The 15,264-nt window shown below is 70.7% G+C and carries 14 protein-coding genes and 1 pseudogene; 10 read left to right on the plus strand and 5 right to left on the minus strand.

Annotated elements, in window-relative coordinates; all coding sequences use genetic code 11:
- Positions 1-20 precede the first annotated feature (20 nt).
- Both recO and ACYVP9_RS02170 read left to right on the plus strand, forming a co-directional pair.
- Positions 21-782, plus strand: coding sequence for a DNA repair protein RecO (gene recO / locus ACYVP9_RS02165; protein WP_460603039.1), 762 nt, complete (start codon positions 21-23; stop codon positions 780-782).
- A gap of 961 nt (positions 783-1,743) precedes the next feature.
- Positions 1,744-2,001 carry a hypothetical protein gene (locus tag ACYVP9_RS02170; RefSeq protein ID WP_460603040.1) on the plus strand — a complete coding sequence of 86 codons (258 nt, stop codon included), beginning with the start codon at positions 1,744-1,746 and terminating at the stop codon, positions 1,999-2,001.
- 59 nt (positions 2,002-2,060) lie between these two features.
- Here ACYVP9_RS02170 and ACYVP9_RS02175 read toward each other — a convergent pair whose 3' ends face one another.
- The gene (locus ACYVP9_RS02175; RefSeq protein ID WP_460603041.1) at positions 2,061-2,573 is read right to left on the minus strand and encodes a hypothetical protein; all 513 of its coding nucleotides are present in this window, start codon (positions 2,571-2,573) and stop codon (positions 2,061-2,063) included.
- 112 nt (positions 2,574-2,685) lie between these two features.
- On the opposite strand from ACYVP9_RS02175, the gene ACYVP9_RS02180 reads away from it, so the two are divergent.
- The 5 genes and pseudogenes from ACYVP9_RS02180 (at position 2,686) to dusB (ending at position 7,489) form a co-directional block, all read left to right on the plus strand.
- Positions 2,686-3,498: an undecaprenyl diphosphate synthase family protein gene (locus tag ACYVP9_RS02180; protein ID WP_460603042.1), complete on the plus strand. Its 813-nt coding sequence runs from the start codon at positions 2,686-2,688 to the stop codon at positions 3,496-3,498.
- Complete coding sequence (locus ACYVP9_RS02185; protein WP_460603043.1) at positions 3,495-3,821, plus strand: antibiotic biosynthesis monooxygenase family protein; 327 nt, start codon at positions 3,495-3,497, stop codon at positions 3,819-3,821. Before ACYVP9_RS02180 ends, ACYVP9_RS02185 begins: the two co-directional genes overlap by 4 nt.
- Before the next feature lie 350 nt (positions 3,822-4,171).
- Positions 4,172-4,858: pseudogene (locus ACYVP9_RS02190) on the plus strand (phosphatase PAP2 family protein); the annotation flags it as partial.
- 74 nt (positions 4,859-4,932) lie between these two features.
- Positions 4,933-6,327: a glycine--tRNA ligase gene (locus tag ACYVP9_RS02195; protein WP_460603044.1), complete on the plus strand. Its 1,395-nt coding sequence runs from the start codon at positions 4,933-4,935 to the stop codon at positions 6,325-6,327.
- A 1-nt stretch (position 6,328) separates the two neighbouring features.
- Positions 6,329-7,489: a tRNA dihydrouridine synthase gene (gene dusB, locus ACYVP9_RS02200; protein WP_460603045.1), complete on the plus strand. Its 1,161-nt coding sequence runs from the start codon at positions 6,329-6,331 to the stop codon at positions 7,487-7,489.
- Between the two features lie 2 nt (positions 7,490-7,491).
- Here the strand turns inward: dusB and ACYVP9_RS02205 are convergent, their stop codons facing one another.
- The 4 genes from ACYVP9_RS02205 to ACYVP9_RS02220 form a co-directional block, all read right to left on the minus strand.
- On the minus strand, positions 7,492-8,133 hold the full coding sequence (locus tag ACYVP9_RS02205) for a hypothetical protein (protein WP_460603047.1): 642 nt from the start codon (positions 8,131-8,133) through the stop codon (positions 7,492-7,494).
- An 83-nt stretch (positions 8,134-8,216) separates the two neighbouring features.
- A complete protein-coding gene (locus ACYVP9_RS02210; protein ID WP_460603048.1) occupies positions 8,217-8,585 on the minus strand; it encodes a hypothetical protein in 369 nt (122 codons plus the stop codon).
- Positions 8,582-9,808 (minus strand): fatty acid desaturase family protein, encoded by a 1,227-nt coding sequence (locus ACYVP9_RS02215; RefSeq protein ID WP_460603049.1) that lies wholly within the window; start codon positions 9,806-9,808, stop codon positions 8,582-8,584. The genes ACYVP9_RS02210 and ACYVP9_RS02215 overlap by 4 nt, the downstream gene beginning before the upstream one ends.
- Before the next feature lie 50 nt (positions 9,809-9,858).
- Positions 9,859-10,980, minus strand: coding sequence for a ferredoxin reductase (locus ACYVP9_RS02220; RefSeq protein ID WP_460603050.1), 1,122 nt, complete (start codon positions 10,978-10,980; stop codon positions 9,859-9,861).
- A 178-nt stretch (positions 10,981-11,158) separates the two neighbouring features.
- On the opposite strand from ACYVP9_RS02220, the gene ppdK reads away from it, so the two are divergent.
- The 3 genes from ppdK (at position 11,159) to ACYVP9_RS02235 (ending at position 15,218) form a co-directional block, all read left to right on the plus strand.
- Positions 11,159-13,864, plus strand: coding sequence for a pyruvate, phosphate dikinase (gene ppdK, locus ACYVP9_RS02225; RefSeq protein ID WP_460603052.1), 2,706 nt, complete (start codon positions 11,159-11,161; stop codon positions 13,862-13,864).
- 96 nt (positions 13,865-13,960) lie between these two features.
- Positions 13,961-14,206 (plus strand): hypothetical protein, encoded by a 246-nt coding sequence (locus ACYVP9_RS02230; RefSeq protein WP_460603054.1) that lies wholly within the window; start codon positions 13,961-13,963, stop codon positions 14,204-14,206.
- Positions 14,196-15,218: a hypothetical protein gene (locus tag ACYVP9_RS02235; protein ID WP_460603055.1), complete on the plus strand. Its 1,023-nt coding sequence runs from the start codon at positions 14,196-14,198 to the stop codon at positions 15,216-15,218. The genes ACYVP9_RS02230 and ACYVP9_RS02235 overlap by 11 nt, the downstream gene beginning before the upstream one ends.
- Positions 15,219-15,264: the final 46 nt, after the last annotated feature.

Below are 15,264 nucleotides of genomic sequence, written 5' to 3' on the forward strand. Positions count from 1 at the left end.
GCCGGTGGGACGATGGACGGATGCCGCTCTACCGTGACGAGGCGGTCGTGCTGCGGGTCCACAAGCTGGGCGAGGCCGACCGCATCGTCACGCTGCTGACCCGGCGCCACGGTCGCGTCCGCGCGGTCGGCAAGGGTGTGCGGCGCACGTCCTCCCGGTTCGGGGCGCGTCTCGAACCGGGAAGCCACATCGACGTGCAGATCTACTCCCGCTTGCCCGAGGGCCAGGGCGCTCCCGGCGGCCGGCGCGGGCTCGAGGTCGTCCAGCAGACCGAGCAGCTCGACGCGTTCGGCGCGCGGCTGGCCACCGACTACGCCCGCTGGACCACCGCGTCCGCCATCTGCGAGACCGCCGAGCGGCTCACCGACGAGGGCGAGCCCGCGCTGCGGCTCTACCTGCTCGTCGTGGGCGCCCTGCGGGCGCTCGTCGCCGGCGAGCACGACCCGTCGCTCGTGCTCGACGCCTTCCTCATCCGGGCGATGGCCAACGCCGGATGGGAGCCCGCACTGCGCGAGTGCGCGCAGTGCTCGGCGCCCGGACCGCACGTGGCGTTCAACGTCCCGGCCGGGGGCGCCGTCTGCGACGCCTGCCGCCCCGCGGGCTCGGCCCGTCCGGCCCGCGCCAGCGTCGAACTCATGGCCGCCCTGCTCGAGGGCGACTGGCCGGTGGCCGACGCCAGCACCGCGTCCGTCCGCCGCGAGGCCGGCGGCCTCGTCGCCGCCCACCTGCAGTGGCACCTCGAGCGCGGCCTGCGCTCGCTCCCGCTCGTCGACCGCGCCTGAGCGCGACGGATCGGCTGCCGCACGCCTGTCCGCTCGTCCGCCTGTCCGCGATCTTCATGGTCCGGCGTCCCCATGACGTCACCGAGCAATCAAGATCCACACACTTCCAGCGATCTTGATGCCTGGACGTCTGCATGTCGTCGCCGAGCCATCAAGATCCGTCCGGCGACGGCGACGGCGACGGCGACGACAACGGCGACGGCGACAACCGGCGGGGTGTGGTTTGTCGGCCCAGAGTCACCGCTCCATCCACAGCCGGCTCGTCGGCCGGGCGCGAGTCCCCGCCGTCCCGCCACGATCAAGACATGGTCACGGCTGCAGCGAGGCGGGGCGACCTCGCCCGTGCAGGGGAGACGGTGCTCGACCGTAGGGCGCTGGCCCGCCTGCGCATCGACGCCCACGACATCGACCGGCAGGTGGCGGCACGCCGGTGGCAACGCTTCGGACCGGCCGTCCTGCTCCACAACGCCGAGCCGTCGCGCGACGAGTGGGCCTCGATCTGCACGATCAACTGCGGGCCGCGAGCCGTCCTGACCTCGTTCACGGCAGCGTCCGACTGGGGACTCACCGGCTGGGAGCGCGACGAGGCCCACGTGCTCGCCCCGGCGGGCACGACACATCCCGGTCTGCCGGGGTTGGTGCTCCACCGCATCGGTGAGTGGCGTCCCGAGGCGGTGGTGAGCACCCGGCGGCTGCACCGTCTGCCGCACGCCCTCGTCGTCGCCGTGTCGAGCTTCGCCCGGGCGCGCCCCGGCTGCGGTCTCCTCGCCTCGGCGGTGCAGCAGCGTCTCGCCACGGCGACCGAGCTGCGCGCCGCGATGCTCCTCGCCCGACGCAGCGGCACCGCCATGCCCTGCTGCTCGCTCTCGCCGACATCGGGCAGGGCGCCGAGGCGCTCAGCGAGATCGATTTCCTTCGACTGTGCCGTCGGTTCGCACTACCGCGTCCGTCATTGCAGGCCGTGCGGCCGTTGCCGGGCGGGCGTCGGCGCTACCTGGACGTCGAGTGGCGACGGGCGGACGGCCGCCGCTACGCGGTCGAGGTCGACGGCGCGCATCACATGCAGGTCGGTCAGTGGACCTCGGACCTGCTGCGGCAGAACGAGGTGGTCATCGGCGGCACGCCCACGTTGCGCTACTCCGCTGTCGTCGTGCGCGAGGACGAACGCGTCGTGGCCGATCAGCTACGCCGTTTCCTGCGCGCGTCACCGGAGTGGTGAGGGCCCAGTGGCCCCATCGGGACGCCGGGTCATGACGATCGCGCCCGCGGACGGGTCCGTCAGCTGCCGTCGGTGTAGTACGTGATGTCCCAGTGGCTGCCCTCGTCGCAGTAGACGTTGCCCGAGGCGGCGCGCCACTGCGGGTAGCCGTCGCCGCGGTTCGCGATGCGGGTGAAGGTGCCGGTGATGTAGCTGCCGACGCACGAGTACTTGGTGATGTCGACCTTGTAGCCGTTGTAGTGGCTGTAGGTGCCGCTCGCGTGGCCCACCTCGGTGCCGCCGGTGATGTTGACCGCGCAGCCGCTCGCCCGCTTGAGCGTGATCACCCCCGACACCGTGGTCTGGTTGATCTGGTCGAACGAGGTGCACGTCGAGTTCGACCGGGTGGTGCAGCCGCCCGAGGACGACCACGTGACTCCGGCGGACGACAGCTGCGAGGCGGCGGCCGACTGCGACAGCTTGGTGACCGCGAGGGCGTCGGGGGCGAGCGCGAGCGCGCCGGCGGTGGCGACGGCGGCCCCGGCGGCGACGAGGCCGAGACGGGTGCGGAGGGAGGCGGCGAGGATCGTCATGACCCAGTACGCTATTACCGATTTGTCCGTATTGGGAAGGTCGGCGGCGGGATCGATGCCCGCGGTTCGCGCGCTGTCCGCGTCCTCATCACCTCCCGGTTAGCCTGTCCCGATGACCGCGACAGCCCGTCCGCCGCGCGGCGCCGCGTGGCCGGACCCGCCGCCGCACCCGTCCGGCGCCCGTCCGCCCGAGATCCCCGCCGCCCTCGTCCCGAAGCACGTCGCGATCGTCATGGACGGCAACGGCCGCTGGGCCCACGCCCGGGGCCTCCCGCGGATCGAAGGGCACCGCGCCGGGGAGGCCAGTCTCATGGACGTCCTGCACGGCGCCATCGAGCTGGGCGTCGGCACGGTCAGCGCCTACGCGTTCTCGACCGAGAACTGGCGGCGTTCGCCCGAGGAGGTCCGCTTCCTCATGGGCTTCAACAAGGACGTCATCCGCCGCCGCCGCGACGAGCTCGCCGCCCTGGGCGTGCGCATCCGCTGGGCCGGACGGCGTCCGCGACTGTGGCGTTCGGTCATCAGCCAGCTCGAGGACGCCGAGCAGTACACCCGCGAGAACGACCGCCTGACCCTGCAGTTCTGCGTCAACTACGGCGGGCGGGCCGAGATCGTCGACGCCGTCCGCGCCCTCGCCAAGGACGTCGAAGCCGGGCGCGTCAAGCCGGCGAAGATCGACGAGCGGACGATCGGGCAGTACCTCGACGAGCCGGGCCTGCCCGACGTCGACCTCTTCATCCGCACGTCGGGGGAGCAGCGCACGTCCAACTTCCTGGTCTGGCAGTCGGTGTACGCCGAGCTGGCGTTCGTCGACACGCCGTGGCCCGAGTTCGACCGCCGTCACCTCTGGCAGGCGTGTCTCGAGTACGCCCGCCGGGACCGTCGCTTCGGCGGGGCCGGTCCGGTCGAGGCGCCCGACGCATGATCGCCGTCACCCACTTCGCCTCCGACGCCGCCGACTTCGACGAGCGGGCACGTCTCGCGCTGCGCACGCTCGCCGCCCGTCCGGGGTACGTGCGCGGGTCGCTGGGCCGCTGCATCGACGATCCCGCGGCCTGGGTGCTCGTCACCGAGTGGGAGAACGTGGGTTCGTACCGTCGCGCTCTCGGCAACTACGAGGTCAAGCTGTACGCCACCCCGCTGCTCGGCGAGGCGCTCGACATCCCCGGCGGGTTCGAGCCGCTGTCCGAGGTCGCCCCGGGCGGCGAGGAGTCGCTGCGCGCCAGCGACAGGGAGCCCGGCGTATGACGGACGGGCCCGCGACGGGCGAACCGCGACGTGTGACCCTCGGCGCCCGCATCGGCGACCAGTGGGCCTCGGCGATGCACCGGCTGCGCCCGGCCTGGCTGACCGACGACATCCTGCGCGGGCTGCGCTGGGGCTTCGTCACCCTCTGGGTCTTCGCGTTCTGCTGGCAGGTGTTCGTCCTGGACGGCATCCCGTGGCTGCGTTCGGACCTGCTGCTCTGGATCGTCGCGCTGCTGCTCGCCGCGAGCATCGGACGGCGCTCGGTGCTCACCGTGCTCGTCGACTTCTTCCCGTTCGCGCTGGTGCTGATCGCCTACGACTACCTGCGGGGCCTCGCCGACACCATGGGGATGCCCACGTGGTGGCACCCGCAGGTCGACGTCGACGACTTCCTGTTCGGCGGCACCAACCCGACCGTGTGGCTGCAGGAACACCTCAAACACCCCGAACCGCAGTGGTACGACGTCGTCGTCGCCCTCTGCTACTTCTCGTTCTTCTTCCTGCCCTACGTCACCGCCGGCGTGCTGTGGCTGCGCAGCCGGTCCGGGTTCTACGGCTGGTCGCTGCGCTTCGTCTCGCTGTCGTTCCTGGGTTTCGCGATCTTCGCCTTGATGCCGGCGGCACCGCCGTGGGCGGCCGCGAAGTGCCTGCCGGCCGAGGTGGCGGGCCACCCCCACGGCCCGCCCTGCATGTACGGACCCGAGGGTTCGCTGCCCGGCAACCTGCTGGGCAGCTACGACTCCCACCTCGACGGTGCGAACCCGTGGGTCGAGCGCATCTCCACCCGCGGGTTCAGCGAGTTGCACCTGCACTTCGCCAGCGTGGTGATCAAGGCCGGGCAGACGTCGGCCAACGCGGTGGCCGCCGTCCCCTCGCTGCACCTCGGCGGGACGTTGCTGTTCGTGCTCTTCATGTGGAAGCGGGCGCGGCGCTGGTGGCGTCCGGTGCTGGTCGCCTACCCGCTGCTCATGGTGTTCTCGCTCGTCTACTCCGCCGAGCATTTCGTCGCCGACTGCCTCGCCGGCGCGCTCGTCGCCGCGCTCGTCCACTTCACCGCCAACGAGGTCGAGGCACGGCGAAAGCGGCGTCGGGCCCCGGATACGCTGGATGCGTGTCGAGTCTCAGTCCCGCCAAGCGCAACGACGCCGTCGTCAACCTCAGCAAGCGACGGGGATTCGTCTTCCCGTCCAGCGAGATCTACGGCGGAACCCGCTCGGCCTGGGACTACGGCCCCCTCGGCGTAGAGCTCAAGGAGAACGTCCGCCGGCAGTGGTGGAAGGCCGTCGTGCAGGGCCGCGACGACATCGTCGGCCTCGACTCCGCCGTCATCCTCGCCCCGCAGGTGTGGCAGGCCTCCGGGCACGTCGACACCTTCAGCGACCCGCTCACCGAGTGCCAGCACTGCCACCGTCGCTACCGCGCCGACCAGCTCATCGAGGAGTTCGAGGCCCGCAAGGGCCGCGAACCCGAGGGCGGCCTCGCCGAGATCGCGTGCCCCAACTGCGGCACCCGCGGCGAGTGGACCGAGCCGCGCCAGTTCAGCGGCATGCTGCGCACCTACCTCGGCCCGGTCGAGGACGAGTCGGCGCTGCACTACCTGCGCCCCGAGACGGCGCAGGGCATCTTCGTCAACTTCCTCAACGTGCTGAACACGTCGCGGCGCAAGCCGCCGTTCGGCATCGCGCAGACCGGCAAGAGCTTCCGCAACGAGATCACGCCGGGCAACTTCATCTTCCGCACCCGCGAGTTCGAGCAGATGGAGATGGAGTTCTTCGTGCCGCCGGGCACCGACGCCGAGTGGCACGAGTACTGGCTGCAGCAGCGGTGGGAGTGGTACGTCGGCCTCGGTATCGACCCCGACAACCTGCGCCGCTTCGAGCACCCGCAGGAGAAGCTCTCGCACTACTCGACGCGCACCGTCGACATCGAGTACCGCTTCGGCTTCGGCGGCACCGACTTCGCCGAGCTCGAGGGCATCGCCAACCGCACCGACTTCGACCTCAAGACGCACGCGCAGCACTCCGGGGTCGACCTCAGCTACTTCGACCCGGCGACCAACGAGCGCTACGTCCCCTACGTCATCGAGCCCGCCGCGGGCCTGACCCGTGCGGTCCTCGCGTTCCTGCTCGACGCCTACACCGAGGACGAGGCGCCCAACGCCAAGGGCGTCATGGAGAAGCGGACGGTGCTGCGCCTCGACCGCCGGCTCGCGCCGGTGAAGGCCGCCGTGCTGCCGCTGTCGCGCAACGCCGACCTGTCGCCGAAGGCCCGCGACCTCGCGGCGGCGTTGCGCCGCAACTGGAACGTCGAGTACGACGAGACCCAGGCCATCGGCAAGCGGTACCGCCGGCAGGACGAGATCGGCACGCCGTTCTGCGTCACCGTCGACTTCGACACCCTCGACGACAACGCCGTCACCGTGCGCGAGCGCGACACGATGAAGCAGGAGCGCATCGCCCTCGACCGCGTCGAGCAGTATCTCGCGGCGCAGCTCGTCGGGAGCTGACATGACCGGCGTGCTGTCGGCGCCGCTGCGCTACACCGAGAAGGTCGTCGCCGACCCGCCCGTCGTCCTCGCGCCGATGGCGGGCATCACGAACACCGCGTTCCGCCGGTTGTGTCGTGAGGCGATGGCCACGCAGCTCGCCCCGGGCCAGGCGGGTGGGTTGTTCGTCTCCGAGATGATCACCACCCGCGCGCTCGTCGAGCGCAACCCGAAGACGTTGCAGCTGATCGAGTTCCAGCCCGACGAGTCGCCCCGCTCGATCCAGCTCTACGGCGTCGACCCGGACGTCGTCGGCGCCGCGGCACGCATGATCGCCGACGAGGATCTCGCCGACCACATCGACCTGAACTTCGGCTGTCCCGTCCCCAAGGTCACCCGGAAGGGCGGGGGAGCGGCGTTGCCGTGGCGCATCGAGCTGTTCGACGCCATCGTGCGGGCAGCCGTGCGCGAGGCGCGCGGCCTGCCGGTGACGGTGAAGATGCGCGTCGGCATCGACGCCGATCACCACACCTTCCGCGAGGCCGGACTGCGCGCGCAGGACGCCGGTGTGCAGCACGTCGCGCTGCACGGCCGCACCGCGCTCGAGTACTACGGCGGCCACGCCGACTGGGACCGCATCGCCGAACTCGTCGAGCTGCTCGACGTGCCGGTGCTCGGCAACGGCGACATCTGGGAGGCCGACGACGCGCTGCGCATGGTGCGCGAGACCGGTTGCGCCGGCGTGGTCGTCGGACGCGGTTGCCTGGGCCGGCCGTGGCTGTTCGCCGACCTCGCGGCCGCGTTCAACGGCTCGTCCGAGCGGACGCGTCCGGGCCTCGCCGTGGTCGCCGCGACCATGCGCCGGCACGCCGAACTGCTGGCCGACTGGCTCGGCGAGCGGCGCGGAGTGACCGAGTTCCGCAAGCACGTCGCCTGGTACCTCAAGGGGTTCGCCGTCGGCGGCGACGCGCGTCGCGAGCTGGCGATGACGTCGTCGCTCACCGAACTCGACGCATTGCTGGCACAGCTCGACCTCGACCAGCCGTTCCCCGACGCGGTGCTCGGCCAGCCCCGCGGCCGCACCACGGCGGGCAAGGCGGTGTCGTTGCCGGAGGGTTGGCTCGAGTCCCGTTCGTCGCGAGCGGTGCCGGCCGGGGCCGAGGTCGAGGGCAGCGGCGGCTAGTCCTACTCGTCGTCGTTCTTGCTGTCGTCGTCGTTCTCGTCGTCGTCCTTCTTGTCGTCGTCCTTCTTCACCACGCCGCTGCCGCCGGCCTTGAGGTCCTCCATCGCCGCCTGGACCTCCTCCTCCGTGGGCGGGTCGGGCAGCTCGCTCTCGCCGCCGTCGACCACGGTGCCGGTGTACAGGCCGTCGTCCGGGTCGAAGTCGAGGCCGTCGCGCTCGACGTAGGACTGCGAGTCGTCCTCGCCGTAGTCGGGCACGTCCGGCTTCTCGATGTCCTCGATGTCGGGAACGGAGTCGTCGGACGCGGAGTCGCCGTCGTCGGACGTGGAGTCGGTGTCGGACGAGCTGTCGGTGTCGGACGAGCCGTCGTTGTCGGACGGGCTGTTGTCGGACGGGCTGTCGTCGGACGAGCTGTCGGACGAGCTGTCGTGGTCGGAGGAACCGTCGTTCGACGAGGCCTGGGCCCCCGTGCCCGATCCGTCCGTGCCCGATCCGTCCGTGCCCGATCCGTCCGAGCCCGACCCGCCCGTGCCCGACCCGTCCGAGGTCTCCGCCTCGTCGTCGATCCGCTCGCCGTTCTCGTCCCGCGGGAACGGCATCGGCCGGTCGAGGTCCTTCGCGGGGTCCTCGGTCTGGTGGGTCATCGGGTCTCCGTCCGTTAATGGCGGGAAGGGTGGAGGCATTGCCTCCACCCTTCCCGCGTGTGACACCACTGACACACGAACCGCTACGCGGGACCGCCCTTGGCGCCGCCCTCGCCGGTGTCGGTGACGGTCTGCTTGACGCGGTTGCCGTCGGACCCGGCCTCGCCGTCGTCGGAGGCGTCCTTGGAGCCCTCCGCGTCGGTGGCCGTCTTGGCCTTGCCGCTACCGCCGTCGCTGCTGTTGCCGCTGCCCTCGTCGGAGTCCTTCTTCGGACGCCGGTCGGGCGTGGGTTCGCCGTGCACGTCCCAGTCGGACGACGCCGTGGCCGCGCTGACGGCCATCGACAGCGACGACAGCAGGAACAGGCCGTTGGCGACCCGCTTGACCTTGCCGAAGGTGCTGAGATCCGACCAGGGGTCGGGGCGCAGCCGCGCCACCAGCCCGCCGATCACGGGAACGCCGGGACGCGCTCGGCCGCCTCGCGCTTGGCGGCCTTCTCCTCGTCGGACAGGTGGTACGGGCCGGGCTTGGGAGCCGGGGCACCACCGGGGAAGGCGAGGCGCAGGATCGTCCGCTGCACCGTGCCCCACTGCTTGCGCAGGGGTCCGGTGTTGTACGGCAGGCCGTAGCGCTCGCAGATCTCCTTCACGCGCGGGGCGATCTGCTGGTAGCGGGAGCTCGGCATGTCGGGGAACAGGTGGTGCTCGACCTGGAAGGACAGGTTGCCCGACAGGATGTGGAACGCCTTGCCGCCGCTGATGTTGGCCGCGCCGATCATCTGGCGGACGTACCACTCGCCGCGGGTCTCGTTCTCGACCTCGTCCTCGGTGAACATGAACGTCTGGTCCGGGAAGTGGCCGCAGAAGATGATCACGTTCGACCACACGTTGCGGATGATGTTGGCGGTGAAGTCGGCGCGGAACGTCTGGCGGAACGTCTCGCGCATGACCGCCTCGCGGGCCTTCTTCGACGCGCTGCGTCCGGCCAGCAGACCGGCGGCGGCGGCCGAGACGGCGGGCCAGCCGACGTAGTCCTTGGCGACCTGGCGGCGGACCTTCCTGCCGATGTCCTTGAGCTCGTCGACCAGCTGCTTCTTCGACTTCTCGCCGTTGTGGATGCGCGGGAAGTCGAGGTCGTGGATGGCCACGCCCCACTCGAAGAACGCGGTCAGCAGGATGTTGTAGACCGGCTGCAGCAGGTAGGACGGCTTCCACGGCTGGCGCGGGTCGATGCGCAGGATCTCGTAGCCGACGTCCTTGTCCTTGCCGATCACGTTCGTGTACGTGTGGTGCACGTAGTTGTGGCTGTGCTTCCACGCGGCGGCGGGCGAGGCGGTGTCCCAGTCCCAGGTGGACGAGTGGATGTTCGGGTCGTTCATCCAGTCCCACTGGCCGTGCATGACGTTGTGGCCGATCTCCATGTTCTCGAGGATCTTGGCCAGGCCGAGACCGGCGGTGCCGAGCACCCAGGCCGGCTTGTACTTCGAGAACAGCAGAACGCCGCGCGAGGCCAGCACGAGCCGCCGGTGGAACGTGATCATGTTGCGGATGTAGCGGGCGTCCGCGTCGCCGAGGTCGTTGAAGATCTCGTCGTGCAGCTCGTCGAGCTCCTTGCCGAGATCCTCGACCTGCTGGTCGGTCAGCTTGTAGAGCGGGTTTCTCTCGTCGTACGGCATGGGGCTCCCTGCGTGATGGACGTGCGGTGCGGTGCGGGGTGGGTGGTGCGTCAGAGGTCGATCTCGACGTGCCCCTCGGGGGCGCTGATGCAGACGCGGATCATCTGGCCGTTGGCCTTCTCGATGCCGCCGGTGCGGATGTCGCGGACAGCGCCGTCCTGCAGGCGGCCGACGCAGGTGTGGCAGATGCCCATGCGGCAGCCGTACTGCAGGTCGAGGCCGGCTTCCTCGCCGCCCACGAGGATCGAGACGCCGGGGCCGCACTCGGCCTCGGCGTCGGAGATGCGGTAGTGGACGGTGCCGCCGGAACCGTCACCGCCGCCGTTGCCGATCACCGGCTGGAAGCGTTCGAGGTGGAGCCGGTCGCCGAGGCCCTCCTCGTCGAACCGCTCCTCCATGGCGTCGATCAGCTCGGGCGGCCCGGACAGGAACGTGTGCGCCTCGCGCCACTTCGGGTAGTGCCGGTCGAGGTCGTCGGGAGAGAGGCGGTCCTCGTGGGCGGTGTGCACCTCGACGAGGCGGTAACCGTCGCGCTTCTCGGCGAGGTCGCGCAGCATCTCACCGAAGATCATCTCGTCCTTGGTGCGGGCGCTGTGCACGTGGACGATCTCGTTCTCGCGGCCCTCGAGCTCGCCCCGGCGGTCGAGCTCGCGCAGCATGCTCATGATCGGCGTGATGCCGCTGCCCGCCGACACGAACAGCATGCGGTCGGGCAACGGGGTGGGGAGCACGAACTCACCCTCGACGTCGCCGAGCCACACGCGTTGGCCGGACCGCAACCGGTCGTTGAAGAACGGTGAGACCTTGCCCTCGTCGACCTTCTTGACCGTGACGCTCACGTAGCCGTCCGGGTGTTTCGGGTCGGAGGTGATCGAGTAGGCCCGCCAGTGGCGGATACCGTCGATCTCGATGCCGATGCGCAGGTACTGGCCGGGGAAGTGCGGCTGCATGGCGAAATTGGGCTTCACGACGACCGTGGTCGCCCCGCCGGCCTCGCGCCGGGTGCGCACGACCGTGCCGGTGAGCTCGCGCGTCGACAGGTCGGGATGGACCAGCGCGAAGTAGTCGTCGGGCAGCAAGGGGCTCGTCAGCACCTGACCGACCTTGGAGACGGTCTTGCGCAGGAACGACACCCGCGGGACAGCGCCGCTCTCGACCATCTCGCTCCTCATCATCGGCTGGGTCCGACGCAACCATTTCGGTGAACAAGTGTCAACCGAAAGCGTCGTGTCCTGAATGTCGCGACACCCCGGAGGGCTCCGAGGTGCCCACGGCATACCCTCTAGCGAATGTCGATATGCGGGTGAGCGTCAGACAGTCGCCATCCGCGGGACGAAAGGGTCATCACCCATGCCGCCGACCGACGTTCCGTCCCAGAGCAACCCGCAGGCCCGCGCGGAGAAGTACGTCTACGACTTCGCCGAGGGCAACAAGGACATGAAGGACCTTCTCGGCGGCAAGGGTGCGAACCTCGCCGAGATGACGAATCTGAAGCTTCCGGTGCCGCCGGGCTTCACCATCACCACCGAGGCCTGCCAGGCGTTCCTGCGCAGCGGTCACGAGCCGGACGGTCTCGCCGACGAGGTCAGCGAACACCTGGCCGACCTCGAGCGGACGATGGGCAAGAAGCTCGGCCAGTCGGACGACCCGTTGCTGGTGTCGGTCCGCTCGGGCGCGAAGTTCTCGATGCCCGGCATGATGGAGACCGTCCTCAACATCGGGCTGAACGACCAGTCGGTGCGGGGCCTGGCGAAGCAGGCCGGCGACGAGCGCTTCGCGTTCGACTCCTACCGCCGGTTGATCCAGATGTTCGGCAAGACGGTGCTGGGCATCGAGGGCGAGCACTTCGAGGACGCGCTCGAGGCGGCCAAGCAGGCCAAGAACACCGACAACGACCTGGATCTGGACGCCGACGACCTGCGCAAGCTGGTCGAGCAGTTCAAGGAGGTCGTGATCGAGCGGGCGGGGCGGCCGTTCCCGCAGGAACCGCGCGATCAGATGGACCTCGCCGTGCGGGCGGTGTTCGAGTCGTGGAACACCGAACGTGCGGTGCTCTACCGGCGCCAGGAACGCATCCCGTCCGACCTCGGCACCGCGGTGAACGTGTGTTCCATGGTGTTCGGCAACCTGGACATGCAGAGCGGCACCGGGGTGGCGTTCACCCGTGACCCGGCCAGCGGCGCGCAGGGCATATACGGCGACTACCTGCAGAACGCCCAGGGCGAGGACGTCGTGGCCGGCATCCGCAACACGGTGCCGCTGGCCGACCTCGAGCAGATCGACAAGCGCTCCTACGACGAGCTGCTCGACATCATGCAGAAGCTCGAGGAGCACTACCTCGACCTGTGCGACATCGAGTTCACGATCGAGCGCGGCAAGTTGTGGATGCTGCAGACCCGCGTCGGCAAGCGCACCGCCGCCGCGGCGTTCCGCATCGCCACCCAGCTGGTCGACCAGGGCCTCATCGACATGGACGAGGCCGTGCAGCGCGTCACCGGCGCCCAGCTGGCCCAGTTGATGTTCCCCCGCTTCGACAGCGACACCTCGGTGAAGCCGATCGCCAAGGGCATGAACGCCTCGCCCGGCGCCGCCGTCGGCAAGGTCGTCTTCGACTCCTACACCGCGGTCAAGTGGTCGCGTTCGGGAGAGGACGTCATCCTCGTGCGCCGCGAGACCAACCCCGACGACCTCAACGGCATGATCGCCGCCCGCGGCATCCTCACCTCCCGCGGCGGCAAGACCTCCCACGCGGCGGTGGTCGCCCGCGGCATGGGCAAGACCTGCGTCTGCGGCGCCGAGTCGCTCGACGTCAACACCAAGCAGCGCGTCATCCGCACCCGCAAGGGTGAGGAGATCCACGAGGGTGACGTGATCTCGATCGACGGCACGTCGGGCGAGGTGTTCCTCGGCGAGGTGCCGGTCGTCGACTCGCCGGTCGTGCGCTACTTCGAGGACGGCGACGTCGACGAGGCGGACGATCTGGTCGTCGCCGTCGACCGCATCATGAAGCACTCGGACGGGCTGCGCCGCATGTCGGTGCGCGCCAACGCCGACAACGCCGAGGACGCCGCGCGGGCCCGCCGCTTCGGAGCGCAGGGCATCGGGCTGTGCCGCACCGAGCACATGTTCCTCGGCGAGCGCCGCGCCCTGGTCGAGCGGCTGATCCTGGCCGACACCGACGACGAGCGCGAGAAGCACCTCGGCGAGCTGCTGCCCATGCAGCGCGACGACTTCGTCGGCATCCTCGAGGCGATGGACGGGCTGCCGGTCACCATCCGGCTGCTCGACCCGCCGCTGCACGAGTTCCTGCCCGACATCACCGAGCTGTCGGTGCGCGTCGCCGTCGCCGAGGCACGCGGGGAGAAGCAGGAGGGCGACCTGCGCATGCTGCAGGCCGTGCACAAGCTGCACGAGCAGAACCCCATGCTCGGCCTGCGCGGCGTGCGCCTCGGCGTCGTCATCCCCGGCCTGTTCGAGATGCAGTCGCGCGCGATCCTCGAGGCCGCCGCGCAGCGCATCAAGGCCGGCGGCGTGCCGCGGGTCGAGATCATGGTGCCGCTGGTCGCGAACGTGCAGGAGTTCGAGACCGTCAAGCACAACATCATCCAGGTGGCCCGCGAGGTGCGCACCGAGACCGGCGTCCACCTCGAGTTCCTCGTCGGCACGATGATCGAGCTCCCGCGCGCGGCGCTGACGGCCGACCAGATCGCCGAGGCGGCCGAGTTCTTCTCCTTCGGCACCAACGACCTCACCCAGACCACCTGGGGCTTCAGCCGCGACGACGTCGAGGCCGCGTTCTTCTCCGCCTACCTCGAGAAGGGCATCTTCGGCGTCAGCCCGTTCGAGTCCCTCGACGTCGAGGGCGTCGGCGAACTCGTCCGCATCGCCACCGACAAGGGACGCTCCCGCCGACCCGGCCTCAAGCTCGGCATCTGCGGCGAGCACGGCGGCGACCCCGACTCCGTGCACTTCTTCGAACAGGTCGGGCTCGACTACGTGTCGTGCTCACCGTTCCGCGTCCCCGTCGCCCGGCTGGAGGCCGGCCGGTCGATGTAGTTCGTCCCGGTGCGCCGTGAAAGTGACCTCCCGACCACCGAGACGGCGGGTCCGGCGCCGCCTAGGATTCGGGGAAGTCTTCGGGAGGGACGAACCATGTCGGTGGACACCACGCACGAGCCCGCGGTCGAACCGGGCTCGATGACCCCGATGCTGTCCGACGCGGGCGAGCAGCGGTGGCCGACGGACGAGGACCTCGCCCTTGCCCGCCGCAGAGCCCAGCGCCGAAAGGCCGTGCGCACCTGGCTGCTGGTCGCCGCCACCGTGGCGGTGTTCGCGCTGCTGATCGTGTGGGGCAAGGACGCGTTCGCGTCGGCGCCCGGCGGCTGCGGTGGCGGCTGAGGCCGTCGCCGCATCGCTTCGGGCCCGCCGCGTGTGGACGGCGGCGCTGCTGCTGGTGACCCTGGCGCCGCTGGCCGTGCTGCCGGCCGTCGCGCCCGCGGGTTCGGCTCCGCCGGCGGCGGCGCTCGGGTTCGCGCTCTTCGTCGGGTCGTCGGTGCACGTCGCGTCCAGCGCGTGGTTCTACACCGTCGGCGAGGTGCGCGAGCACATGGCCGAGCACCCGGTGCGCTACTACCTGGTGCCCGCGGGCCTCGTCGCGTCGGGCGCGGTGCTGGCGGCCGTCATGCCCGAGCACGCGATGGTGGCCGTGCTCCTCGCGTTCTTCGCCTGGCAGTTCTGGCACTTCCAGAAACAGAACCTCGGCGTCGCCGCGCTGGCCGCCCGCGCCGGCGGTGTCCCCTCGCCGGGCCGCACCGAGCGGCGAGCGCTGCTCGGCGCGGGCGTCGGCGGCACCCTCGGGCTGCTCGGCCACCCGCACCTGCTGCAGGTCGCGGACGCGCCCCGGTCCGAGCCGGTGTTCCTCGCCGGCGCCCTGGTCACCGCCGGCGCCGCGGTCGCCGGTGCGCTGGCCCTGGCGCGGCGCGCGCCGACCCACCGTCCGCCCGCGTATGCGATCGCCTATGTCGCCGGGCTGCTGTTCTTCGTGCCGGTCTGGCTGTTCGCCTCGCCCTACGCCGCCGTCGCCGGCCTGACACTCGCGCACGGCCTGCAGTACCTGCTGCTGATGGCGCTCGTCGCGGGCGGGGCCGGCCCGAAACGGACCGCTGTCGGCCTGGTCGTCCTGGCCGACGTCGCCGTCCTGCTCGGCCTGGTGCTGAACCGGTTCTCGCACCTGCACGGCGGTGGCCCGCTCGACCGGGCCCTGTTCGGCGTCTTCCTCGGCCTCACCGCGGCCCACTTCGTCGTCGACGCCGGTCTGTGGCGGTTGCGCGACGCGTTTCCCCGCGCCTTCCTCGGCGCCCGACTGCGCCTGCTCCTGCCGCCCGCGACGGCACCGCGTCCCGCCGGCTGAGGCGGTGGGGCACCGCTCCCCGTCGTCACGCCGCGCGATCGTGGGG

The sequence above is a fragment of the Jatrophihabitans fulvus genome (assembly GCF_054781375.1).